Origin of the sequence: Halomonas sp. KM-1 (assembly GCF_000246875.1) — a bacterium.
Taxonomy (GTDB): Bacteria; Pseudomonadota; Gammaproteobacteria; order Pseudomonadales; family Halomonadaceae; genus Halomonas; species Halomonas aerodenitrificans.
In genome coordinates this window covers 15,918-38,632 of record NZ_BAEU01000141.1, presented here as the reverse complement: position 1 = coordinate 38,632, position 22,715 = coordinate 15,918, and the positions used below count along the sequence as shown (strand labels likewise).

Here is a 22,715-nt window from a genome sequence, read left to right as displayed (position 1 = left end):
GTCCGAGACATCAGGAAAGCGCATGCCGCCATCCGCAGCTGAACCGAGCCGTCATGGCTTTCGTCATGCCAGCGTGCTACTGGATGGGGCCGTGGATGCTCTCGTGCACGATCCCGAGGGTGTCTATCTGGATGGCACCTTCGGGCGCGGCGGCCACTCCCGAGCCATCCTCGAGCGCTTGAGTCCAGAGGGCCGCCTGCTGGCCATCGACCGCGACCCCCAGGCCATTGCCGAGGCGCACACGCTGACGGATTCGCGCTTCGCCATCGAGCAGGGCGAGTTCGCCAATCTGGCCGAGATCGCACGCCGCCACGACCTCTTCGGCAAGCTGAATGGCGTGCTGCTGGACGTTGGCGTCTCCTCGCCGCAGTTGGACGACCCCGAACGGGGCTTCAGCTTCCTGCGTGACGGCCCCCTCGACATGCGCATGGACCCGACCCGTGGCGAGAGTGCCGCCGACTGGCTGGCGCGGGCCAGCGAAGCCGATATCGCGCAGGTGTTCAAGAGCTACGGCGAGGAGCGGTTCGCCAAACGTCTGGCCCGAGCCGTCGTGACGCGGCGTCTCGAAAAGCCCTTTCTGCGCACCGGCGATCTGGCCGAGGTGCTCAAGACGGCCCACCCTGCCTGGGAGAAAGGCAAGCATCCTGCCACGCGGGCCTTTCAGGCGCTGCGTATTCACATCAACGCCGAGCTCGAACAGTTGGATGCCGCCCTGGCTGGGGCGCTGGAGGCGCTGGCTCCCGGTGGTCATCTGGTGGTGATCAGTTTCCATTCGCTGGAGGATCGGCGGGTCAAGCGCTTCATCCGCGAACACGTGCGTGGCGACAGCGACCTGCCGCGGGGCGTGCCGGTACGGGAGGACCAGCTGCGCAGGCGGTTGGAGATGCTGGGCAAGGCGCAGCGCCCGTCGGCGGCTGAAGTCGACGCCAATCCGCGCGCGCGCAGCGCTGTGATGCGCGCTGCACGCAAGCTGGCCTGAGGAGCGGCATGATGCAAGGACGCCTGTCACCACGCATGCTGCGAGCCGCCTGGCCAGCGAACAGGCGCCCCAGTTGGCGGCTGCTGCTGGTCATCGGCCTGGTCCTGGCGTGCCTGATCACCGCCATGGCGGTGGTCAATACCAGCCATCAGACACGCGCCCAGTACGCGCGTCTGCAGCAGCTCGAGCGCGAGCGCGACCAGTTGCAGACGGAGTGGGGACAACTGCTGTTGGAGGAGAGTGCCTGGTCGTCGCCGGCGCGCATCGAGCGTCTGGCTGTCGAGCGGCTCGAGATGCGGCTTCCCCATGTCAACGAAGTCGAGGTCATCCGGCCATGAGTACGGATGTGCGCAATGGAGTGACACCGCGTCGGCGCCCGCCCATGGCGCCCATGGGTGGGCTGCGGTACGGCGTCGTGCTGGGAGTGGTGTTCATCGGCCTGTTGCTGCTGGCCGGACGTATCGTGACCCTGCACGTCTTCGACCGACCGTTCCTGCAGGGGCAGGGCGATGCGCGGATTCTGCGCACCGAGTCGCTCACCGCACACCGCGGCATGATTACCGATCGCAACGGCGAGCCGCTGGCCATCTCCACTCCGGTGGTGACGCTGTGGGCCAATCCCCAGGAGGTCCCCGAGGACCGTATCCAGCGGCTGATGCTCTCCCAGGCGCTGGGCATGCCACCCGACGATCTGGATGCCAGGCTGGAACGTTTCGCGGCGCGGGAGTTCATGTACCTGCGTCGCCAGCTCACCCCGGTTGCCGCACAGCGGGTCCTGGATCTGCGCGTTCCCGGCGTCTATGCCCAGCATGAATACAAGCGCTATTATCCCGCCGGCGAAGTGATTGCCCAGTTGCTGGGTGTGACCAACGTGGACGATATGGGCCAGGAGGGGGTTGAGCTTGCCTATCAGCCCTACCTGGCCGGCACCCCCGGGCAGCGCAGGGTGATCAAGGACCGCCGTGGCCGCCTGGTGCGGGATCTGGCTGTTCTGCGCGAGGCCCAGCCGGGAGGTGAGCTGACCCTTGCCATCGATCAACGGCTGCAGTACATGGCCTATCGCGAGCTCAAGGCAGCCGTGGCCGAGCACGATGCCGATGGCGGTGTGGTCGTGATGATGGATGCTCGCACCGGCGAAGTGCTGGCCATGGCCAATCAGCCCTCCTACAACCCCAACAACCGTGCCGGGCTGGACCCGCGGGGATTGCGCAACCAGGCCATTGTCGACGTCTTCGAACCCGGCTCGGTGGTGAAGCCTCTGGCCATGGCGGCCATCATGGAGAGCGGACGCTTCGACAGCGACATCGTGGTCGATACCTCGCCGGGGTGGATGCGCATCGACCGCTTCACCATTCGCGACATACGCAACTACGGCAGATTGGATCTGGCCGGCATTCTCGAAAAGTCGTCGAACATCGGCATGTCGAAGCTGGTGCTGCAACTGGACGATCCGCTGGTGCCCGACCTCTACCGTCGGCTGGGCTTTGGTCAGAGCACCGATACCGGCTTTCCCGGCGAGGCCGTAGGCCATATGCCGGCGCCTGTTCGCTGGTCACGCAGCCAGTGGGCAGCGCTCTCGTACGGTTATGGCCTATCGGTCTCCGCCTTGCAGCTGGCCAGCGCCTATACCGCCCTGGCCAACGGCGGGGTGCGCATGCCGCCTTCGCTGCTCAAGCTGAACGAGGCACCGATGGGAGAGCCGGCCATCGATCCTCAGGTGGCCCACGAGCTGCTGCGCATCATGGAGCAGTCCGTGCAGCCGACCACCGGCGGGCGGCGGGCGGCGGTGCCGGGCTATCGCGTGGCGGGCAAGACCGGTACGGTACGCAAGACCTCGGTGACAGGCTATGAAGAGAACGCCTATCGCAGCCTGTTTGCCGGCGTTGCCCCGGTGTCCGATCCGCGCATCGTCACTGTCGTCATGATCGACCACCCCCGGGCTGGAGATTTCTTCGGCGGTGCCGTGGCGGCGCCGGTCTTCTCGCGTGTCACGGGCAGCGCTCTGCGCCTGCTCGACGTGCCGCCGGATCAACGAACACAATGACAGCTGCCTTTCCTACGACAGAGGTGCGTCGATGCAGGTGAGTGCTTCCCGTCTACAGTTGGCTCTGCGCCGCTGCTGGCCCAATCTGACGATGCCGGAGTCGACCGGCGATGCTGCGTTGCGTCTGGTGCTCGACAGCCGTCTGGTCGAACCGGGCGATGTCTTCGTGGCCGTGCCCGGTGTGAGCGGAGACGGCCGTAGGTATCTGGGCCAGGCGCTGCAGGCGGGCGCCGTGCAGGTGCTCTACCATCTCGAACCGGGCGAATCGCTCCCTGACTCGGCCGAAGGGCAGCCGGTGCTGGGACTGCCGTTTCTGCGCCAGCGCCTGGGCGAGCTGGGGCAGTGGCTGTACGAAGTGCCGGAGACGCTGGAGCTGATCGGTGTTACCGGGACCAATGGCAAGAGCTCCGTGACTCACTATCTGGCCGAACTGAGTGCGGCCCTTGGTCGGGCGGCCGGGCTCATCGGCACGCTGGGCGTCGGGCGTCCCGGGCAGCTCACGGATACCGGGCTGACGACGCCGGGGCCGCTGATGCTGCAGGCGGCTCTCGGTGAGATGGCCGCAGGCGGTATCGGGCGGGTGGCCATGGAGGTGTCTTCCCATGCGCTTGAGCAGGACCGCCTCGAGGGCTGTCGGGTCATGGCCGCGGTGTTCACCAATCTCACTCGTGATCACCTGGATTATCACGGCAGCATGGCCGCCTATGCGGCGGCCAAGGCACGCCTGTTTCGTCGCTCCGAGCTGGAGTTGGCGGTGGTCAATGCCGACGACTCCCTTTCCGGTCTGATGCTGGCGGGTCTCAAGGGCGGGGTGCGCGTGCTGGCCGTCGGCGACGATCCGGCGGCGACGCTGCGCGTCGTCGACTGGAAGCCAAGCACGTCCGGCCAGCTGGCGCTGGTGGCGACGCCGGAGGGGGAGCATAGCCTCGAGCTGCCGCTGATGGGGCGGTTCAATCTCGACAACGTGCTGCTTGCCATTGCCACGCTCTATGGTCTCGGGGAAAGCCTGGAAGCGCTGTTCGCCGCGGCATCCGGGCTGACGCCCGTACCCGGACGCATGCAGCGCTTTGGCAGCGATGGCATGCCGACCGTGATCGTCGACTACGCCCATACTCCCGGAGCGCTGGAGAATGCGCTGGGCGCGCTGCGCCAGCATCTGCCCGGCAACGGTAAGTTGTGGTGTCTGTTCGGCTGCGGCGGTGATCGCGACAGCGGCAAGCGCCCGCTGATGGGAGCGGCGGCGGAGCGTCATGCCGACCGGCTGGTGATCACCGACGACAACCCCCGCAGTGAAGACCCCGCCGAGATACGTCAGCAGATATTTGCCGGCGTGTCGGCCGAGGCCAGCCAGCGTAGCGAGGTCGTGGCGGGGCGTAGCGAAGCCATTGCCCGCACCATCGCACAGGCCGACGCCAGCGATGTGGTACTGATCGCCGGCAAAGGCCACGAAACCTATCAGGAGGTCGCCGGCGTGCGTCATCCCTTCAGTGATGTCGCCGAGACCGAGTCGGCATTGGCCAGGCGCGAGGCAGGACAATGAGCGGATCAGGTCTCAAGACGCTTGCCGAGGTGGCCGCCGCGCTGGGTGTGAATGCGCCCCAGGGTGACGTTGCACTGGGAGATGTTGCACTGGGCGATATCGTCAGCGATACGCGCAGCCTGTCGCCGGGTAGCCTGTTCGTGGCACTGCGCGGCGAGCGCTTCGATGCCCACGACTTCATTGCCCAGGCCCGCGAAGCCGGCGCTGCGGCAGCTCTGGTCGAGCGGCCCGTCGCGGACCCGCTGCCTCAGCTGGTGGTGCCCGATACACGCTTGGCGCTCGGTCTGCTCGGGCGTGCCCGGCGTCGGGCCTGGGGCGGCCCGCTGGTGGCGGTAACGGGAAACAGCGGCAAGACCAGCGTCAAGGAGCTGCTGGCCCAACTGCTTGGTCTGGGCGGCATGACCCTGGCCACACGAGGCAATCTCAACAACGATATCGGCGCACCATTGACTCTGCTGGGGTTGACCGACGCGCATCGTCGGGCGGTGGTAGAGCTGGGCGCCAACCACCTTGGCGAGATCGCCTGGACCACCAGTCTCGCCGAGCCACAGGTGGCCATCATCACCAATGTCACCGGAGCGCATGTCGGCGAGTTCGGCGGCATGGGCCAGATCGCCCAGGCCAAGGGCGAGATATTGGCCGGGCTCGGCGCCGATGGCGTGGCGGTGCTCAACCGCGACGATGTCTATTACCCTTTCTGGGCACAACTTGCCGCACCGCGTGAAGTGCTGGATTTCGGATTCGCCGAAGACAGCCGAGTGCGGGCCGACGAGCTGGCCTGCGACGCTCTGGGGCGCTATGCTTTCACGCTTGTCATGGACGGACGCAGGCTGGGCCGGGTGCAGCTTGCCCTGTTGGGACGGCACAGCGTCGCCAATGCGCTGGCGGCAGCGGCGGGTGCGCTGGCGCTGGGTGTCGACAGCGAGCAGGTGCTGGCAGGGCTAGCGGCTTGCATACCGATGCCGGGGCGCCTGAGCCCGCTGGGCGGTATACGGCAGAGCCGTCTGTTGGACGACAGCTATAACGCCAACCCGGGAGCGGTCAAGGCGGCGCTGGCGCTGCTGACCGAGCTGCCCGGCCCCAGGTGGTGCCTGCTTGGCGCCATGGGAGAACTGGGGAGGGATTCGGACCGGCTGCATGCAGAGGTCGGCCACTACGCACGCAAACTGGGGATCGACGTGCTGATGACCTGCGGCGAGCTGGCACAGGCCGCAAGCCAGGCTTTCGGCGACGGCGGAATTCATTTCAATGACCACGAGGCGCTGACGCGTCATGTCCTGGACCATCTGCCCACCGGTGCCAGCGTTCTGATCAAGGGATCGCGCAGCGCTGGCATGGAACGGGTCGTGGCGGCGCTACGAGCTGACGCATCAAGGTGAACGCAACACATGCTGCTTTTTCTGGCTGATTTTCTGGCGCAGTACCAGAGCGCCTTCAATGTTTTCAATTATCTGACCCTGCGCATGATCCTGGGCACCATGACGGCTCTTCTGCTTTGCCTGTGGCTGGGGCCGTGGATGATTCGGCGATTGGTAGAGCGCCAGATCGGTCAGGCAGTGCGCGACGACGGCCCTCAGTCGCATCTGTCCAAGGCGGGCACGCCGACCATGGGCGGGGCCATGATCCTGATGGCGATCGCCGTCAGTACCCTGCTGTGGGCCGATCTCACCAACCGCTTCGTGTGGATCGTGCTGGTGGTGACGTTGGGCTTCGGTGCAATCGGCTGGGTCGACGACTATCGCAAGGTGGTGGAGAAGAACCCCCGCGGGCTGCCGGCGCGCTGGAAGTATTTCTGGCAGTCGGTGATCGGCCTGGCAACGGCACTGGTGCTCTATCTGACCGCCACCAGTGCGGTGGAAACCAGCCTCATCGTGCCGCTGTTCAAGGACATCGTCATCCCGCTGGGCGTTTTCTACATCGTGCTCACCTATCTGGTGATCGTGGGCAGCTCCAACGCCGTCAACCTCACCGACGGCCTGGATGGCCTGGCCATCATGCCCACCGTCATGGTGGCCATGGGCCTGGCGATCTTCGCCTACGCCAGCGGCAACGCGGTATTCGCCAACTATCTGCAGATCCCGAGCATTGCCGGTGCCGGCGAGCTGGCTGTCTTCTGCGCCACCATTGCCGGCGCCGGGCTGGGCTTTCTGTGGTTCAACACCTATCCGGCCCAGGTGTTCATGGGCGATGTCGGGGCGCTGGCACTGGGTGCGGCTCTCGGCGTGGTGGCGGTCATCGTGCGCCAGGAGATCGTGCTGTTCATCATGGGCGGCATCTTCGTGCTCGAGACCATCTCGGTGATCCTCCAGGTGGGCTCTTACAAGCTGACCGGGCGTCGCATCTTCCGCATGGCGCCGTTGCACCACCATTATGAGCTCAAGGGCTGGCCGGAGCCGCGGGTCATCGTGCGCTTCTGGATCATCACCGTGGTGCTGGTTCTGGTCGGTCTGGCGACGCTCAAGATTCGCTGATTCGAGTGCGCCCATCCTGTCGGGCGAGGAGAGTGGAATGCGCAAGGTGCCGAAGGGAGTGACGCTGGTGGTCGGGCTGGGTATCTCCGGCCGGGCCATCTGCCGGCACCTGGCCAGAACGGGCGTGCCTTTCATGGTCGCCGATACCCGTGAAGTGCCGCCGGGGCTCGACGATTTTCGTCGCGCCCACCCCCAGGTGGAGCTTCACTGCGGAGTGCTCACGGCGCTCGACATGAGTGAAGCGGCGGAGATCGTGGTGAGCCCCGGCGTCGACCTGCGTACGCCGGGCCTGGCCGAGTGGGTGGGGCGTCGGCGCGATTCGGGAGAGCCGCTGGTGGTGGGCGAGATCGCCCTGTTCGTACGCGCCGCAAGTGCCCCCATCGCCGCCATTACCGGCTCCAACGCCAAGTCCACCGTGACCACGCTGCTGGGGGAGATGGCTCAGGCCGCCGGTCGGCGGGTGGCGGTAGGCGGCAACCTGGGCACGCCGGCGCTGGATCTGCTGGCCGAAGCCCCCGAGGCGGAGCTCTACGTGCTGGAACTGTCGAGCTTTCAGCTCGAGACGACCCCCCGGCTGGGCGCCGAGACGGCCGCTTTTCTCAATCTCTCCGAAGATCATCTGGATCGCCACGACGACATGGTGGGGTATCGCGCAGCCAAGCTGGGCATCTTCCGCGGCGCTCGTCATGCCGTGGTCAATGCCGAAGACCCGATGACCTGGCCCCTCGACCCGCTCCCCATGGAGCGCTTTACCACTCAGCCGCCGCAGGCGGACGAGTGGGGTATCGCCCAATTGGACGGTCGCGACTGGCTGATGCATGGTGGCACTGCGCTGATGGCGGCCGACGAGCTGGGAGTGGCGGGGCGTCACAACCAGGCCAATGCCCTGGCGGCGCTGGCCATGGGGTCGCATCTCGGCTTTTCGCTGGAGGCCATGAGTCGCGTGCTGCGCCAGTTCAAGGGCCTGCCTCATCGCAGCGAGCTGGTGGCCGAAGTGGACGGCGTGCGCTGGATCAACGACTCCAAGGGAACCAACGTCGGCGCCACCCTGGCGGCCATCGCCGGGCTGGGGCCCACCCTGCCCGGACGCCTCGTGCTGCTGGCCGGGGGGCAGGGCAAGGGGGCGGATTTTTCGCCGCTGGCCGAGCCGCTGGCCCGCTACGCACGTGAGGCGATTCTGTTTGGTGCCGATGCCGAGCGGATCGCTGCGGCGCTGCAGGGCCGCGTGACAGTGACCCGGGTCGACGATCTATCGGCGGCGATGGTCAGAGCGCGGGACATTGCCGCGCCGGGCGACTGCGTATTGCTCTCGCCAGCCTGTGCCAGCCTCGATCAGTTTTCCGGTTACCCGGCACGCGGAGAGGCGTTTCGCCGAGGCGTCGAGCGGTTCGTGAAGGAGGCGGGACATGTCGACTAAGACGAAGCAGGCGAGCAAGGTGCGGTTCGCGCGGCTGCGGCGCCTGCGCCAGCGGCTATCGACCCGCGATCAACCGTTCGACGGCTGGCTGCTGTTTGCCGCCCTGACCTTGATCCTGACCGGTTGGGTCATGGTCACCTCGGCGTCGACCGAAGTGGCGGCCAGCCTCACCGGAAACCCCTGGTACTTCAGCCAGCGCCATGCGCTGTTCGTGCTCATGGCGCTCGGGGTTGGCGTCGTGACGCTGCGCTCCCCGCTGGCCTGGTGGCGCGCCAACGGGCCACTGCTGTTGCTGATCAGCATTGCCTTGCTGTTCCTGGTGCTGCTGATCGGGCGTGAGGTCAACGGCAGCCGGCGCTGGCTGTCGATACCCCTGCTTCCTTTCAATTTGCAGGTGTCCGAGGTAGCCAAGCTGTGCCTGATCGTCTACCTGGCCGGTTACCTCGAGCGTTTCCTGCCGGAGGTCCGTCGTAGCTGGGGCGCCTTTCTGCGCCCGCTGCTGGTGATGGGGGTGATTGCCGTCCTGCTGATTCTCGAGCCCGATTACGGTGCGGTGGTGGTGATGACCGGCTGCGTGATGGGCATGCTGCTGCTGGCCGGCGCGCCCTGGGGCCGCTTCGTTTTCATCCTGATCGGCGTCGGCGTGCTCGGTTTCTACGTGGCCATTGCGGAGCCATACCGCCTGGCGCGACTGACCAGTTTCTCCGACCCCTGGGCCGATCAGTTCGCCAGCGGTTATCAGCTCACCCAGGCGCTGATCGCCTTCGGTCGCGGCCACTGGCTGGGCATGGGCCTCGGCAACAGCGTGCAGAAGCTGTTCTACCTGCCCGAAGCCCACACCGACTTCGTCTTTGCCGTGATCGCCGAAGAGCTGGGGCTGTTCGGTGCCATTGCCGTGGTCGGGCTGTTCGCCTTGCTGATCTGGCGGGCGCTGGCGGTAGGGCGGCGTGCCGAGTTGGCCGGGATGGCCTTTGCCGCCTATGTCAGCTATGGCATCGCCCTGGTGATCGGCGCCCAGGCTTTCATCAACATCGCCGTGAGCACCGGCATGCTGCCGACCAAGGGCTTGACCCTGCCGCTGCTCAGTTACGGCGGCTCCAGCCTGCTGGTCAGCGCCGCCATGATGGCGCTGCTGCTGCGGGTCGACATCGATACTCGTCAGGCGTTGCGGCGGGCCAGCCCGACCGCACCACGGGAAGCCGTCGGGCGTCGTGAACCCAGGATCCATGGACAGGGAGTCATGAAGTGACGCAAGTCGGGCAGCGAAGGGTACTGATCATGGCGGGCGGCACCGGTGGCCATGTCATTCCGGCGCTATCGCTGGCTCGCGGGCTGCAGGCCCAGGGGCTGGAGGTGCACTGGCTGGGCAGCCCGCGAGGAATCGAGAACCGGCTGGTGCCGGCGGCCGAACTGCCGCTGCATCGCATTGCGGTGGCCGGCCTGCGCGGCAACGGCCTGGGCGGCTGGCTCAAGGCGCCTTTCAATCTGGTTCGCAGCGTATGGCAGGCGGTACGCATCATTCGCCGGCTCGAGCCGGCGCTGGTGGTGGGCCTTGGCGGTTTCGCCAGCGGGCCCGGTGGGCTGGCGGCCTGGCTGCTGCGCCGACCGCTGGTGATCCACGAACAGAACGCCGTGGCCGGGTTGACCAACCGCGCTCTGGCGCGGCTGGCCCGCCGCGTCTATGCCGCCTTTCCCCAGGCCTTCGGCTCGCGGGGAGAGGTGGTCGGCAATCCGGTACGCGAGGAGATTGCCGCTCTGGGCGAGTCGCCCCGCGAGGCGCAGACCATGCGCGGCCGGCGCCTGCGACTGTTGATCGTCGGCGGCTCGCTGGGGGCACTGCCCCTCAACCAACGCCTGCCCGAGGCGCTTGCCACACTGCCTGAAGCGAGCCGTCCCGAAGTACGGCACCAGGCCGGCCGCGACAAGGATACGGCGACCCGTGACGTCTATCTGGCGCAGGGCGTCGAGGCGGAGGTGAGCGCTTTCATCGACGACATGGCGGCGGCCTACGACTGGGCCGATCTGGTCGTCTGTCGGGCCGGGGCGCTGACCGTATCCGAAGTGGCTGCCGCGGCCAAGCCGGCCCTGTTCGTACCGCTGCCCCACGCGGTAGACGATCACCAGACGGCCAATGCCCGCGCCCTGGTGGCGGCGGGTGCGGCGCAGTTGATGCCGCAGCATGAGATGACGACGGCGGCGCTGGCCAAGAGCCTAACGACGCTGCTCGACCCCGACACTCTCGCCACCATGGCCCGGCAAGCGCGCCGCTGCGCGCACCTCGATGCCGTCGAGCGCCTGGTGGCCGGTTGCATGGAGACAGCGCTTGAGCGATAGCACTTTGAGGCCGGTTCCCGGTCAGGCAACGCTGCCCCGCCACGGGCGGGGCCTGGGCATGCGCCGTATTCGGCACATCCATTTCGTGGGAATCGGCGGCGCCGGCATGTGCGGCATCGCCGAAGTGCTCGCCAACCAGGGCTATCAGGTCAGCGGCAGCGACCTGAAGGCCTCGACGGTGGTGGCCCGGCTGCGTGAGCGCGGCATTCGCGTGGCCATCGGCCATGCCGAGGGCAACGTGGCGGGCGCCGACGTGGTCGTCGTCTCCACCGCCGTGGACGCATCGAATCCCGAGATTCGCTGGGCCCAGGAGCACCGCGTGCCGGTGGTGCGCCGGGCCGAGATGCTCGCCGAGCTGATGCGCTTCCGCCACGGTATCGCCGTGGCCGGTACCCACGGCAAGACCACGACCACCAGCCTGACCGCCACGCTGCTCGCCGAAGGCGGCCTCGATCCGACCTTCGTCATCGGTGGCAAGCTGACCAGCGCCGGTACCAACGCGCGCTTGGGCGAAGGCGATTACCTGGTGGCCGAGGCCGACGAATCCGATGCCTCGTTCCTGCACCTGCAGCCGATGGTCTCCATCGTCACCAATATCGACGCCGACCACATGAGCACCTACGGCGGCGACTTCGAGCGGCTCAAGGGCACCTTCATCGAGTTTCTGCACAACCTGCCGTTCTACGGGCTGGCCATCCTGTGCATCGACGACGAGCACGTGCGTAGCCTGCTCGACCGCGTTCATCGCCAGTTCGTCACCTATGGCTTCAGCGAGGACGCCGACTACCGTATTACCGATTTCGTGCAGCAGGGCGGCGAGATCCGCTTCACCGCGCTACGCCCCGATGGGCTGGCGCCCCTCGAGGTGCGCCTGGGCATGCCGGGGCGGCACAATGCATTGAACGCGCTGGCGGCTATCGCCGTGGCCACCGATGCCGGCGTCGACGATGCTGCCATCCTGCGCGGCCTGGCCGGTTTTGCCGGCGTGGGCAGGCGCTTCCAGGTGCACGGTCACTTTCCGCCCCCGTCCGGCACTGGCGAGGTCATGCTGGTGGACGACTACGGCCACCATCCCCGTGAAGTGGAGATGGTGATCAAGGCGGTGCGGGCCGGCTGGCCCCAGCGTCGGCTGGTGATGGTCTATCAGCCTCATCGTTACACCCGTACCCGCGACCTCTATGAGGATTTCGTCAGGGTGCTGGCGGGGGTCGACGTGCTGCTGCTGCTAGATGTCTACAGCGCCGGCGAGGCGCCCATTCCCGGCGCCGATGGCAAGACGCTGGCAGGCTCCATTCGCCAGCGCGGTCCGCTCGATCCGATCTTCGTGCAGCATAAGTCCGAGCTGCCGGACCTGCTGGCCAGGGTGCTGAGAGATGACGACATTCTGATCACTCAGGGAGCGGGTGACGTGGGCGGCATCGCCCTTGGGTTGGCCGAGAGCCGACTGAATCTCGACGAGGTGACGCTATGATGCAGACGCAAGGGCTCGGCCGGGTAGTAGTGCTGTTCGGCGGGAATTCCGCTGAACGCGAGGTATCGCTGAGGAGCGGAACGGCGGTGTTGGCGGCGCTCGAGCGCAGCGGTGTCGACGTCATCGGCTACGACCCCGCCGATGGCGGCCTGGTCGGCCTCGAAGCACTGGCCCCCGACCGCGTGTTCATCGCCCTGCATGGGCGTGGCGGCGAGGACGGAACGCTGCAGGGCGCGCTCGAGCTGCTGGGCATCCCTTACACCGGCAGCGGCGTGCTGGCTTCGGCGCTGGGCATGGACAAGCAGCGCACCAAGCTCGTGTGGCAGGCCCTGGGGCTGCCCACGCCGGAGTCGTTGATGTTGGCGGCCGACAGCAACTGGGACGAGATCGTCGCCACCCTGGGGCTGCCGCTGATCGTCAAGCCGGTGCACGAGGGTTCGACCCTCGGCATCACCATCGTCGACAGCCGGGAGACTCTCGAGGCGGCTTACCTTGAAGCGGCTCGCTACGACGCCCGGGTCATGGCCGAGCGCTTTATCAGCGGTGAAGAATATACGGTATCGCTCCTGGGCGACCGCGTGTTGCCGGCCATTCGCGTCGAGGTGCCGAGCGGCTTCTACGACTACGAAGCCAAGTACAACTCGAATGACACCCGCTACCACCTTCCCTGCGGTCTCGATGCCGAGCAGGAGGCGGTGCTGGGAGTGCTGTGCCGTCAGGCCTTCGAGGCGGTTGGCGGCGAGGGCTGGGGACGCGTCGACGTGATGCGCGACGCCCAAGGGCGATTCTGGCTCATCGAGGTCAACACCTCGCCGGGCATGACCGACCACAGTCTGGTGCCCCAGGCGGCCGCCCATGCCGGAATGGGCTTCGATGAACTGGTGCTGCGTATTCTGCGTACCACGCTGGAGCCGCGTCAGGCATGAGCAGTCGTGGCTCGACGCTGGGGGTATTGCTGCTGCTGATCCTGCTGGGAGCAGGCGGTCGCGCCCTGTGGACCTGGCTCGATCGCCCCATCGAGCGGGTGGCGATCCGCGGCGAATTGCAGCACGTCAGCGCCGATTATCTGCGCTCGCAGCTGGCGCCGCTGCTGCAGGGCCAGACCTGGCTCTCGGCCGACTTGCCGGCATTGCGCCGCGCGGCGCGCAATATTGATTGGCTGGCTGAAGTTCGGCTGTCGCGTGAGTGGCCTTATACGCTGGCGTTCGAGCTGGTCGAGCAGGTGCCGGTGGCGCGCTGGAACGATGATTATCTGCTCAATCCCGATGGCGAACCCTTCGCCTTCGAGCCGATAGAGCCGCCTGAAGGCTTGCCCGATCTTGCCGGTCCGGTGGGCAGCGGTGCCGAGGTGCTGGCCTATCACAATCGCTTGAGTTCGCGCTTTGACCGCATGGGAATCACCATCTCGCAACTGCGGCTGGAGCCGCGCGGCGCCTGGCGGCTGCAGCTCGACGACGGGGTCTGGGTCATGCTGGGACGTAGCGATCGAGACGCACGTCTGGCCAGGTTGGCTGCAGCATGGGAGCGGCAGTTGGGACCTCATGCAGCGCATATTCGTTATATCGATTTGCGTTATCCCAATGGAGTTGCCGTGGCCTGGCATGGCGAAACCGACCTGCAGGACGACGACGACGGGGCCGGCTGAGACCTTTATTCACCTTTCGGGCTCGTCTTGCAGCGTTGCGGTGTTTTCTTTGTCGTCAATAACCCGTATCGTGAAGCATGTTTTTTGCAATGGACTGGTGGTTTAACGCCAGTTGTTTCTATAATGGGCGCAATGACCATTTATCAGAATAATGGGATACCCAGCGAGTCAAGTTTCAGGAGACACTCCGGCACATGGCAGTCACTTCCAATTCATCCAACATGGTAGTCGGGCTGGATATCGGAACATCCAAGGTAGTGGCCATCGTCGGACAGCCTACCGATGACGGCGGCATCGAGATCGCTGGCATCGGGTCGCACCCTTCGCGCGGCATGAAAAAAGGTGTGGTGATCAACATCGAGTCGACGGTTCAGTCGATCCAGCGCGCCGTGGAAGAGGCCGAGTTGATGGCCGGGTGCGACATCCATTCGGTGTATGTGGGGGTGGCGGGCAGTCATATCAGCTCGATGAATTCCGATGGTGTGGTGGCGATTAAAGAGCGCGAAGTGATGCCCGCCGATATCGAGCGCGTCATCGATTCAGCGCGAGCACGGGCCATCTCCGAGGGACAGCGTGTGCTGCACGTGCTGCCGCAGGAGTTCTCCATCGACACCCAGGGTGGCATTCGTGAGCCGCTGGGCATGTCCGGTGTACGCCTCGAAGCGCGCGTTCATCTCGTCACGGCGGCGCTCAATGCGGTGCAGAACATCGATAAATGCGTGCGGCGCTGCGGCCTCGAAGTCGATGCCATCATCCTCGAGCAGCTTGCTTCGAGCATGGCGGTACTGACCGAGGACGAGCGTGAGCTCGGCGTTTGCATGGTCGATATCGGCGGTGGTACCACCGATATTGCCGTTTTCACCGAAGGCGCCATTCGCCACACGGCGGTGATCCCCATTGCCGGCGACCAGGTGACCAACGACATTGCCATGGCACTGCGTACGCCGACCCAATATGCCGAAGAGATCAAGGTCAAGTACGCCTGCGCACTCACCCAACTGGCTGCCAGCGACGAAATGATCAAGGTGCCGAGCGTGGGCGATCGTCCTTCCCGCGATCTGTCGCGCCAGGCCCTGGCCGAAGTCGTGGAGCCTCGCTACGAAGAGCTGTTCACGCTGATTCGCGATGAACTGCGGCGCAGCGGCTACGAAGACCTGGTGGCGGCTGGCGTGGTACTCACCGGTGGCACGTCGCGCATGGAGGGGGTCGTCGAGCTGGCCGAGGAGATATTCCACATGCCGGTTCGCATCGCCTGCCCGCACAATGTGCGCGGTCTCGCTGATGTCGTGCGCAATCCGATTTATTCCACCGGTGTTGGTTTGCTACATTACGCCCTTCAGGAGGCCAGGCACGGGCATGGCCGCGAGGGCAGGGTGGTGGCTGCGCCACCCAGGCGTGATGACGTCTCTCAGCGTGGAGGATGGGAAGGGATTCCGGCGCTGGCAAAACTCAAGGGCTGGTTGAAAGGAAATTTCTGACAGGGCCGCGGCGCGGTCCAGGAGACGGGGCTTATGTTCGAACTGGTAGATAGCGCACCCTCGAGCAGTGCGGTCATCAAGGTCGTGGGCGTTGGCGGTGGCGGCGGTAACGCCGTCAATCACATGGTCGAGAGCAACATCGAAGGCGTCGAGTTCATCTGCGCCAATACTGACGCTCAGGCGCTCAAGCGGGTGGCCGCCAAGACCGTGCTCCAGCTCGGCAACGAGATCACCAAGGGGCTGGGTGCCGGTGCCAATCCGGACGTCGGCCGTCAAGCAGCGATGGAGGATCGCGAGCGTATCGCCGAACTCATCAGCGGCGCCGATATGGTCTTCATCACCGCCGGCATGGGTGGTGGTACCGGTACTGGCGGCGCGCCTGTGGTGGCTCAGGTGGCCAAGGAACTGGGTATCCTCACCGTGGCCGTGGTCACCCGCCCGTTCCCCTTCGAGGGGCCGAAGCGCATGCGCGTGGCCGAAGAGGGCATGAAGGAGCTGTCGGAGCACGTCGACTCGCTGATCACCATTCCCAACGAGAAGCTGCTCTCCGTGCTGGGCAAGAACGCCAGCCTGCTGACCGCTTTCAGCGCTGCCAACGACGTGCTGCTGGGTGCCGTTCAGGGCATTGCCGAGCTGATCACCAGCCCCGGCATCATCAACGTCGACTTCGCAGACGTGCGTACCGTGATGTCGGAAATGGGCATGGCGATGATGGGTACCGGTGGCGCCACCGGCGAGAACCGTGCCCGTGAGGCGGCCGAGAAGGCCATCCGCAGCCCGCTTCTGGAGGACATCGATCTCCACGGTGCACGCGGTATCCTGGTCAACATCACCGCCGGCCCCGATCTGTCGATCGGTGAGTTCAACGATGTCGGTGCCACGGTGCAGGAGTTCGCTTCTCAGGACGCCACCATCGTCGTGGGCACTTCCATCGACATGGACATGACCGACGAGCTGCGGGTCACCGTGGTGGCTGCCGGGCTGGAAGGCCGTCAGGTCAAGGCGGCAGCGGCACAGGCTGCCAAGCGCAACGAAGGCAGCGAGTATCGTCAGCGTGCGCAGCCGGCCATGCGTCAGCAGAGCGCCGTGGCCAAGGCCGAGCCCCAGGAGGCCGCCAAGCCGCAGCCGGAGCGGAGGCGCTCCCCTCAGGAGCTGGACGATTACCTGGACATTCCGGCCTTCCTGCGTCGACAGGCCGATTGAGAAAAGCTATTGCAGGCTTAGGCAGGGCCAGGAGATGTTTTTTTGTTGAAACAATCGTTCGGTGTTATAGTGAACGGTGTTTGATAACCTAACAACGGCCTGGCTACTGCCCATGATCAGACAACGCACCCTGCAGAACACTATCCGCGCCACCGGCGTCGGCCTCCATTCAGGCAAGAAGGTCTACCTGACCTTGCGCCCTGCACCGGTAAACACGGGTATCGTGTTCGTGCGTACGGACCTGGATCCCGAAGTCCAGGTGCCGGCCAGCGCCACTCTGGTTACCGACACCACCCTGTGCACTGCGCTCTCGCGCGACGAGGTCAAGGTCGCTACCGTGGAGCATCTCATGTCGGCGCTTGCCGGCCTGGGCATCGACAACGCCTATGTCGATATCAGCGCTCCTGAAGTGCCGATCATGGACGGCAGTGCCGGTCCCTTCGTGTTCCTGATCCAGTCGGCCGGTATCGCCGAGCAGGAAGCGCCGAAGAAATTCATCCGCATCAAGCGGGAGGTGGTGGTCCAGGAGAACGGCAAGGAAGCGCGCTTCCTGCCGCACCAGGGCTTCAAGGTCTCCTTCGCCATCGAGTTCGATCACCCGGTCTTCGAGGACCAGAAGCAGACCGCGGTGGTGGACTTCTCCACGACCTCCTTCGTCAAGGAAGTCTCCCGGGCCAGGACCTTCGGCTTCATGCGCGATCTCGAATATCTGCGCTCGAACAATCTCGCCCTGGGCGGCAGCCTCGACAACGCCATCGTGGTCGACGACTACCGCATCGTGAACGAGGGTGGGCTGCGCTATGAGGACGAGTTCGTCAAGCACAAGGTGCTCGACGCCATCGGCGACCTCTACCTGCTGGGCTATAGCCTGATCGGCGAGTTCCGTGGCGTGAAGTCGGGCCACGCGCTGAACAACCAGCTGTGTCGCGCCCTGCTGGCCCAGCCCGATGCCTACGAGATCGTCACCTTCGAGAAGGAGCGCGAGCTGGCGCCCATCTCCTATGCGCAGCCGGCCATGGCCTGATTCTCAATCTGCCGCGACCGCTCATGGCAACGGCGCCGCCTTCGGGCGGCGCCGTCGTTTTCGGGGCAGCGTCTCTCAGCTCAGGAACGCCTTTCAGCCCGGAGACGCCGTCACTTCAGAAACCAGCCCTTCATCGTGCCCGTGATCTGACGCATGTCCACCTCGGGCGTGACATAGGCGGGCATGGTGTAGAGCCAGCGTCCGAACGGGCGCAGCCAGACCCCTTGGCGGCGGGCGAATGCCGCAACGCCCTGCAGTCGGCTGCCATCCTTCACCTCGATGACGGCGGTGGCGCCGAGCACGCGCACGTCGTCGACGTCGGGATGCCGGCGCAGTGCTTCATCCTCCAGCAGCTCCTCGCGAAGCACGCGATTGAGGCCGGCGATCTTGTCCAGGTAGCGCTCTTCCTCGAACACGGCGAGGCTCTCCAGGGCGACGCGGCAGGCCAGCGGGTTGCCCATGAAGGTGGGGCCGTGCATGAAGGCGTGCAGCGGCGACTCGCCGATGAAGGCGTCATGCACCCGGTCGGTGGCCAGGGTGGCCGCATGGCCCAGATAGCCGCCGGTCAGGCCCTTGGAGAGCACCATGATGTCCGGCGTCACCCCGGCATGGTCGGCGGCAAACAGCTTGCCGGTGCGGCCGAAGCCGGTGGCCACCTCGTCGAACACCAGCAGCACGTCGAACTCGTCGCACAGCTGCCGTGCGCCGGTCAGGTAGAGCGGCGAGGTCATGTTGAGGCCACCGGCGGCTTGCAGCAGCGGCTCCATCAGCAGCGCGGCGATCTCTCCGTGATGCCGCTCGAGTACGCTGCGCAGGGCGGCCAGGTCCCTCGCCACCTCGTCGGGTCCGGCGTCGTAAGGGGCTTGTGGCGCGGGTGCGAAGTGGTGGCGGGGCAGGTAGCCGGAAAACAGGCTGTGCATGCCCTCCTCGGGGTCACACACCGCCATGCAGCCGCTGGTATCGCCGTGGTAGGCCTGCATCAACGACAGCATGCGGTGCTTTTCGGGTTTGCCACGCAGGTGGTGATACTGCACGGCCATCTTCATCGCCACTTCCATGCCCACCGAGCCGCTGTCGGAGAAGAACACGTGCTCGAGTCCGGGCGGCGTGATCCTCACCAGCTCGCGGGCCAGCCTGTCGGCGGGTTCGTGGGTGAGCCCGCCCAGCATTACGTGGCACAAGATATCTGCCTGCTCCTTGATGGCGGCCACCAGGCGCGGATGCGAGTAGCCATGGATCATGCACCACCAGGAGCAGGTGGCGTCGAGCAGCGTCTCGCCGCCTTCGAGGAAGAAGCGCGGCCCCTCGCCGCCGACGACCTTGGGTGCGGTAGCCTGGGTGAGCAGATGGGCATAGGGATGCCAGACGGGGGAAGCCATCAGCGCCTCCGGGAAGGTTGGGCGGTAAGTTGAGCAATGAGCTGACGCCTGAGCATGGAGCGGGCGCAGCGAATCGGCAGCGTCATGCGCGCCGTAACGGCAGCCACGCAGGTTGCGGTGTACCTTGCAACGGCAAAAGCGGCAAGGACAAAAACGGCAAGGGTAAAAACGAGAAGTGTCACACGGCTTGAAGAGGGCGAGCCGAGATGGTGCGGATGGGGAGACTTGAACTCCCACGCCCGAAGGCACCAGAACCTAAATCTGGCGTGTCTACCAATTCCACCACATCCGCACGGTTGGGCAGGCGTCCACATTGTACGGACCCCGTGATGCAAGTCAATTGCCATGAGGCAGCTCGAGGTGCGCGATGGCGGCTTCGGGGCGCCTGGCCGGGGCCACACGGCTCAGTCGCGGTATCACGCCCAGGCAGGGAGCGTCGAGGGTGCGTTGCAGGGTCGCCAGGTTGTCGGCATAGAGCGATTCGTCGCGGGCGAAATCAGCATCCAGCAGGTTGCCCACCCAGCCGGCCAGACGAGCGCCGTCGGCACGTATCGCTTCCGCCGTCAGGCAGGCATGGTTGAGGCAGCCGAGCTTGAGGCCGACTACCAGGACGACCGGCAGATCGAGGCGCGTCGCCAACCCGGCCAGGTCTTCGCTGTCATTGAGCGGCACCCGCCAGCCGCCGGCGCCCTCCACCAGGGTGAAATCGCGTGGGGTCTGCAGCCGGGCGGCAATCTGTTCGCTCAGCCCGGTCAGATCGAGCTGGACGCCGGCGCGCTGGGCGGCCAGGTGCGGGGCGATGGCGGGCTCGAAGGCGAAGGGGTTGATCGTGTCGTAGCTCACCGCCGGCACACTGCGGGCCAGTAGGGCCAGGGCATCGTCGTTGCGCAGGCCGTCGGGAGTGTTGGCACAGCCCGAGGCGACGGGCTTGAGCCCCAGCGTGGTGAGCCCCCTGGCGCGTGCCAGGGCCAGCAGGCCGGCGGCGACGAGGGTCTTGCCGGCATCGGTATCGGTGCCGGTCACGAAGTAGACGGACATGAAGCCGGCTCCTTGTCGAGAACGAGGGTAAGACGCTGATAGCTCAGCGGCAGACCCGCGGGCTCGCGCAGCGACTCGTAGCGCCGCTCGGCACGGCGTAGATCGTGGCGGGTGCGGCGCGCGGCAGAGCGTGTGGCCTGGGCGCCGACTCCTCTGATCGAGGCCATGACGGCCGTCAGGTCGGGGTAGAAGAAGCGCTCGGCAGTCTCGCTGCAGCGAACCCGGGTAAAACCCGCCAGTCGCGCGCTGGCCAGATGCTCCAGCCGCGAACGGAAGGATAGCAGGGTGTCCGGAGTGGACCAGACATGCGCCACCTCGCGCAGCGTACCGGGCCCCAAGGTATTGATCACGGCCCGTCCGCCGGGGCGCAGCACGCGAAACAGCTCGGCCATCAACGCATCGAGATCGGTACACCACTGGATCGCCAGGTTGGAGAACACCAGATCCACCTGGCGGGCGGCCAGGGGCAGCTCGGCGGCATCGGCACAGAGCCAGGCGATGCCTTCACCCTCGGTCTCGCGGGCCACCTGCAGCATGCCCGGGGCAAGATCGAGCCCGAGCACCTGGCAGTGCGGGCCGAAATGCGCCGCCAGGCGCCGGCTCCAGTGCCCAGGACCGCAGCCCAGGTCTAGCACGACCTCGGCCTGGGCCGGCAGATGCTCCCACAGCGCCGCTCCCATCTGCTGCTGGGCCTGTGCCAACTGCGTATAGCGGCCTGAGGCCCGGGAAAAGGCCTGGGCAACCTGCCGGCGCCAGTCGCTTGGATCGTCCGGCAGTGGCCGGACATCGGCGTGACCAAGACTCCCGCTCATATTGCCGCCTCGTGCTTGTCGTCGGCTGCCACTTCTTTCCTCAGTTGCGTCAGATAGGCGGCGAGCGCCGTCGGACATGACAGCATGGGGCAGTGGCCGGTATCGGCCAGTACCAGATCGGCCGAGTGGCGCGCCTCCTCGCCCAGCAAGCCGTCGTGTGCTCCCGCCACTCGCCGAATCGGGCAGGGGGGCGTGGCGAACTGGAGTGTGAGATCGATGCCGGCCAACTGCTCGAGTCCGGCTTCGAGGGTGTGCAGTGAGGCGCTGGGTCGGGGCCCGATCAGGTCCAGCAACCGCCGATGCGCCGTGCGCGGAGTGGGCTCGCCCTGCAACTGCCAACGCAGAAAATGCTGCCAGGTAGCCTGGGGCTGGCGCTCGAAGGCGCGGCGGAAGGTGTCGAGTTCCGTGGCCGAGACGCCGCCCGCCTGACAGAAGCGCGCCGCGGTGCCGATCAATACCAGCGCCCGAGGCGGCGGCAGATGGGCCAGCAGCGCGCCGGCGAGCAGGCCGCCGAGCGACCAGCCTACCCAGATGGCATCGGCTGGCAGCGCATCGCGCATCAGCGACGCAAGTTCGGGCAGTGAAGCAGGATGGCTCTCTGCGCGACGTTCGCCGTAACCGGGCCAGTCGGGAGCGTGCACCTCCATGCCGGCCGGCCAGTAGGGGGCGAGGGGCTGCCAGATGCGCGCATCGATGCCCCAGCCCGAGAGCAGCACCATGGCCGTCATGCCGCGTCCTCCTCGTACAGGCGGGCCAACGCTTCGAGCAGCCGGTCCAGGCTTTCCCGCGGGTGGCTGGCGCGCAGGGTGATACGCAGCCGGGCTTCTCCGTTGGGTACGGTGGGCGGCCGAATGGCGCCGACCAGCAGGCCTGCCTCGCGCAGGCGCGCCGCCCAGTGCATGACCTGCCGACCCTCGCCCAGAACCAGGGGTTGAATGGGAGTGAAGGAGTCGCCCAGGGGCAAGCCAAGCAGCGCCGCTTCGTGGCGGAAGTAGTGGATGTTGTCGCGCAGTTGCTGACGTCGCTCCGGCTCGGCGGCCAGGACGTCGAGTGCCGCCAGGCTAGCGGCGGCCACGCCGGGCGGCTGGGCGGTGGTGTAGACGTAGGCGCGGGCGAACTGGATGAGGTGCTCGATCAGCGCTTCGCTGCCGGCAACGAAGGCACCGCCGGTGCCCAGCGCCTTGCCCAGCGTGCCGACCAGGACCGGAACGTGCTCGATCCCGTGGGCGTGTCCCACACAGCCGTCGCCGTGAGCGCCGAGAATACCGATGCCATGGGCATCGTCGATCATCAGCCAGGCGCCGTGGCGGGCGCTGACCGTGGCCAGGCCGCCGATGTCTGCCACGTCGCCGTCCATGCTGAACACGCCGTCGCTGGCTACCAGCTTGGCGGCCTCGGCCGGCGCACGGCTGAGCAGGCGTTCGAGATCATCGAGGTCGCGATGATGAAAGCGCCGCGAGCGCGCCCCGGTGAGGGCGGCGCCGTCCAGCAGGGAGGCGTGGTTGAGACGATCCTGGAACAGCAGGGTGTCGCTGTCGCAAAGGGCCTGTAGGGTGCCCAGGTTGGCCATGTAGCCGGTGGAGAACAGCAGTGCCCGGGGCCGCCCGACGAGTGCCGCCAGGCGCCGTTCGAGCGCTTCATGGACCTCCAGATGGCCGCTGACCAGGTGCGAGGCACCGGCGCCGGCGCCGAACCTGCGCACTGCCGTCGCCTGGGCCTCGGCGAGGCGCGGATCGTCCTTTAGGCCGAGGTAATCGTTGCCGGCAAAATCGAGCAGCTCTGGCTGGAGCGTGTTGCGCTCACGCCAGAGTCCCTGGGTGCGGCGCCAGGCCGCGGCCGCTTCGAGTCGCTCGGTCCAGACGGCGGAACCCGACGGCATG

General features: G+C 66.4%; 20 protein-coding genes and 1 tRNA gene. 15 read left to right on the top strand and 6 right to left on the bottom strand.

The genetic code is table 11. The features are described from left to right. Positions 1-22: 22 nt before the first annotated feature. The 15 genes from rsmH (at position 23) to lpxC (ending at position 17,606) form a co-directional block, all read left to right on the top strand. On the top strand, positions 23-979 hold the full coding sequence (rsmH, locus tag B8115_RS17575; RefSeq protein ID WP_010629150.1) for a 16S rRNA (cytosine(1402)-N(4))-methyltransferase RsmH: 957 nt from the start codon (positions 23-25) through the stop codon (positions 977-979). Between the two features lie 11 nt (positions 980-990). Then, complete coding sequence (ftsL, locus tag B8115_RS17570; protein WP_010629149.1) at positions 991-1,317, top strand: cell division protein FtsL; 327 nt, start codon at positions 991-993, stop codon at positions 1,315-1,317. Then, positions 1,314-3,023, top strand: coding sequence for a penicillin-binding protein 2 (locus tag B8115_RS17565; RefSeq protein WP_010629148.1), 1,710 nt, complete (start codon positions 1,314-1,316; stop codon positions 3,021-3,023). The genes ftsL and B8115_RS17565 overlap by 4 nt, the downstream gene beginning before the upstream one ends. Positions 3,024-3,054: 31 nt before the next feature. Beyond that, a complete protein-coding gene (locus B8115_RS17560; RefSeq protein WP_010629147.1) occupies positions 3,055-4,563 on the top strand; it encodes a UDP-N-acetylmuramoyl-L-alanyl-D-glutamate--2,6-diaminopimelate ligase in 1,509 nt (502 codons plus the stop codon). Continuing rightward, positions 4,560-5,942: a UDP-N-acetylmuramoyl-tripeptide--D-alanyl-D-alanine ligase gene (gene murF, locus B8115_RS17555; protein ID WP_010629146.1), complete on the top strand. Its 1,383-nt coding sequence runs from the start codon at positions 4,560-4,562 to the stop codon at positions 5,940-5,942. Before B8115_RS17560 ends, murF begins: the two co-directional genes overlap by 4 nt. Before the next feature lie 9 nt (positions 5,943-5,951). Further along, positions 5,952-7,034, top strand: a complete 1,083-nt coding sequence (mraY, locus tag B8115_RS17550) for a phospho-N-acetylmuramoyl-pentapeptide-transferase (RefSeq protein WP_010629145.1) — start codon at positions 5,952-5,954, stop codon at positions 7,032-7,034. Positions 7,035-7,071: 37 nt separating this feature from the next. Next, a complete protein-coding gene (murD, locus tag B8115_RS17545) occupies positions 7,072-8,451 on the top strand; it encodes a UDP-N-acetylmuramoyl-L-alanine--D-glutamate ligase (RefSeq protein ID WP_010629144.1) in 1,380 nt (459 codons plus the stop codon). Continuing rightward, complete coding sequence (gene ftsW, locus B8115_RS17540) at positions 8,441-9,700, top strand: putative lipid II flippase FtsW (protein WP_010629143.1); 1,260 nt, start codon at positions 8,441-8,443, stop codon at positions 9,698-9,700. Before murD ends, ftsW begins: the two co-directional genes overlap by 11 nt. A gap of 29 nt (positions 9,701-9,729) precedes the next feature. Next, positions 9,730-10,785: an undecaprenyldiphospho-muramoylpentapeptide beta-N-acetylglucosaminyltransferase gene (gene murG, locus B8115_RS17535; protein WP_035591510.1), complete on the top strand. Its 1,056-nt coding sequence runs from the start codon at positions 9,730-9,732 to the stop codon at positions 10,783-10,785. 58 nt (positions 10,786-10,843) lie between these two features. After that, entirely contained in the window at positions 10,844-12,256 is a 1,413-nt protein-coding gene (gene murC, locus B8115_RS17530; protein ID WP_051004664.1) for a UDP-N-acetylmuramate--L-alanine ligase, read from the top strand. After that, positions 12,253-13,182, top strand: coding sequence for a D-alanine--D-alanine ligase (locus tag B8115_RS17525; RefSeq protein ID WP_010629140.1), 930 nt, complete (start codon positions 12,253-12,255; stop codon positions 13,180-13,182). Before murC ends, B8115_RS17525 begins: the two co-directional genes overlap by 4 nt. Further along, positions 13,179-13,901 (top strand): cell division protein FtsQ/DivIB, encoded by a 723-nt coding sequence (locus B8115_RS17520; protein ID WP_010629139.1) that lies wholly within the window; start codon positions 13,179-13,181, stop codon positions 13,899-13,901. The genes B8115_RS17525 and B8115_RS17520 overlap by 4 nt, the downstream gene beginning before the upstream one ends. 194 nt (positions 13,902-14,095) lie before the next feature. Then, positions 14,096-15,379 (top strand): cell division protein FtsA, encoded by a 1,284-nt coding sequence (ftsA, locus tag B8115_RS17515; RefSeq protein WP_010629138.1) that lies wholly within the window; start codon positions 14,096-14,098, stop codon positions 15,377-15,379. A gap of 33 nt (positions 15,380-15,412) precedes the next feature. Next, entirely contained in the window at positions 15,413-16,582 is a 1,170-nt protein-coding gene (ftsZ, locus tag B8115_RS17510; RefSeq protein WP_010629137.1) for a cell division protein FtsZ, read from the top strand. Between the two features lie 112 nt (positions 16,583-16,694). Beyond that, entirely contained in the window at positions 16,695-17,606 is a 912-nt protein-coding gene (gene lpxC, locus B8115_RS17505) for a UDP-3-O-acyl-N-acetylglucosamine deacetylase (RefSeq protein ID WP_010629136.1), read from the top strand. 110 nt (positions 17,607-17,716) lie between these two features. On the opposite strand, the gene bioA is transcribed toward lpxC, so the two are convergent. The 6 genes from bioA to bioF form a co-directional block, all read right to left on the bottom strand. Continuing rightward, the gene (bioA, locus tag B8115_RS17500) at positions 17,717-18,985 is read right to left on the bottom strand and encodes an adenosylmethionine--8-amino-7-oxononanoate transaminase (RefSeq protein ID WP_010629135.1); all 1,269 of its coding nucleotides are present in this window, start codon (positions 18,983-18,985) and stop codon (positions 17,717-17,719) included. A 207-nt stretch (positions 18,986-19,192) separates the two neighbouring features. Continuing rightward, positions 19,193-19,277 (bottom strand) — tRNA-Leu (locus B8115_RS17495). 44 nt (positions 19,278-19,321) lie between these two features. Then, positions 19,322-20,023, bottom strand: coding sequence for a dethiobiotin synthase (gene bioD, locus B8115_RS17490; RefSeq protein ID WP_010629134.1), 702 nt, complete (start codon positions 20,021-20,023; stop codon positions 19,322-19,324). Then, positions 20,005-20,835 (bottom strand): methyltransferase domain-containing protein, encoded by an 831-nt coding sequence (locus tag B8115_RS17485; protein ID WP_010629133.1) that lies wholly within the window; start codon positions 20,833-20,835, stop codon positions 20,005-20,007. Before B8115_RS17485 ends, bioD begins: the two co-directional genes overlap by 19 nt. Continuing rightward, positions 20,832-21,563, bottom strand: coding sequence for an alpha/beta fold hydrolase (locus B8115_RS17480; protein ID WP_010629132.1), 732 nt, complete (start codon positions 21,561-21,563; stop codon positions 20,832-20,834). The genes B8115_RS17485 and B8115_RS17480 overlap by 4 nt, the downstream gene beginning before the upstream one ends. Further along, positions 21,560-22,714 (bottom strand): 8-amino-7-oxononanoate synthase, encoded by a 1,155-nt coding sequence (gene bioF, locus B8115_RS17475; RefSeq protein ID WP_010629131.1) that lies wholly within the window; start codon positions 22,712-22,714, stop codon positions 21,560-21,562. Before bioF ends, B8115_RS17480 begins: the two co-directional genes overlap by 4 nt. Position 22,715 lies beyond the last annotated feature (1 nt).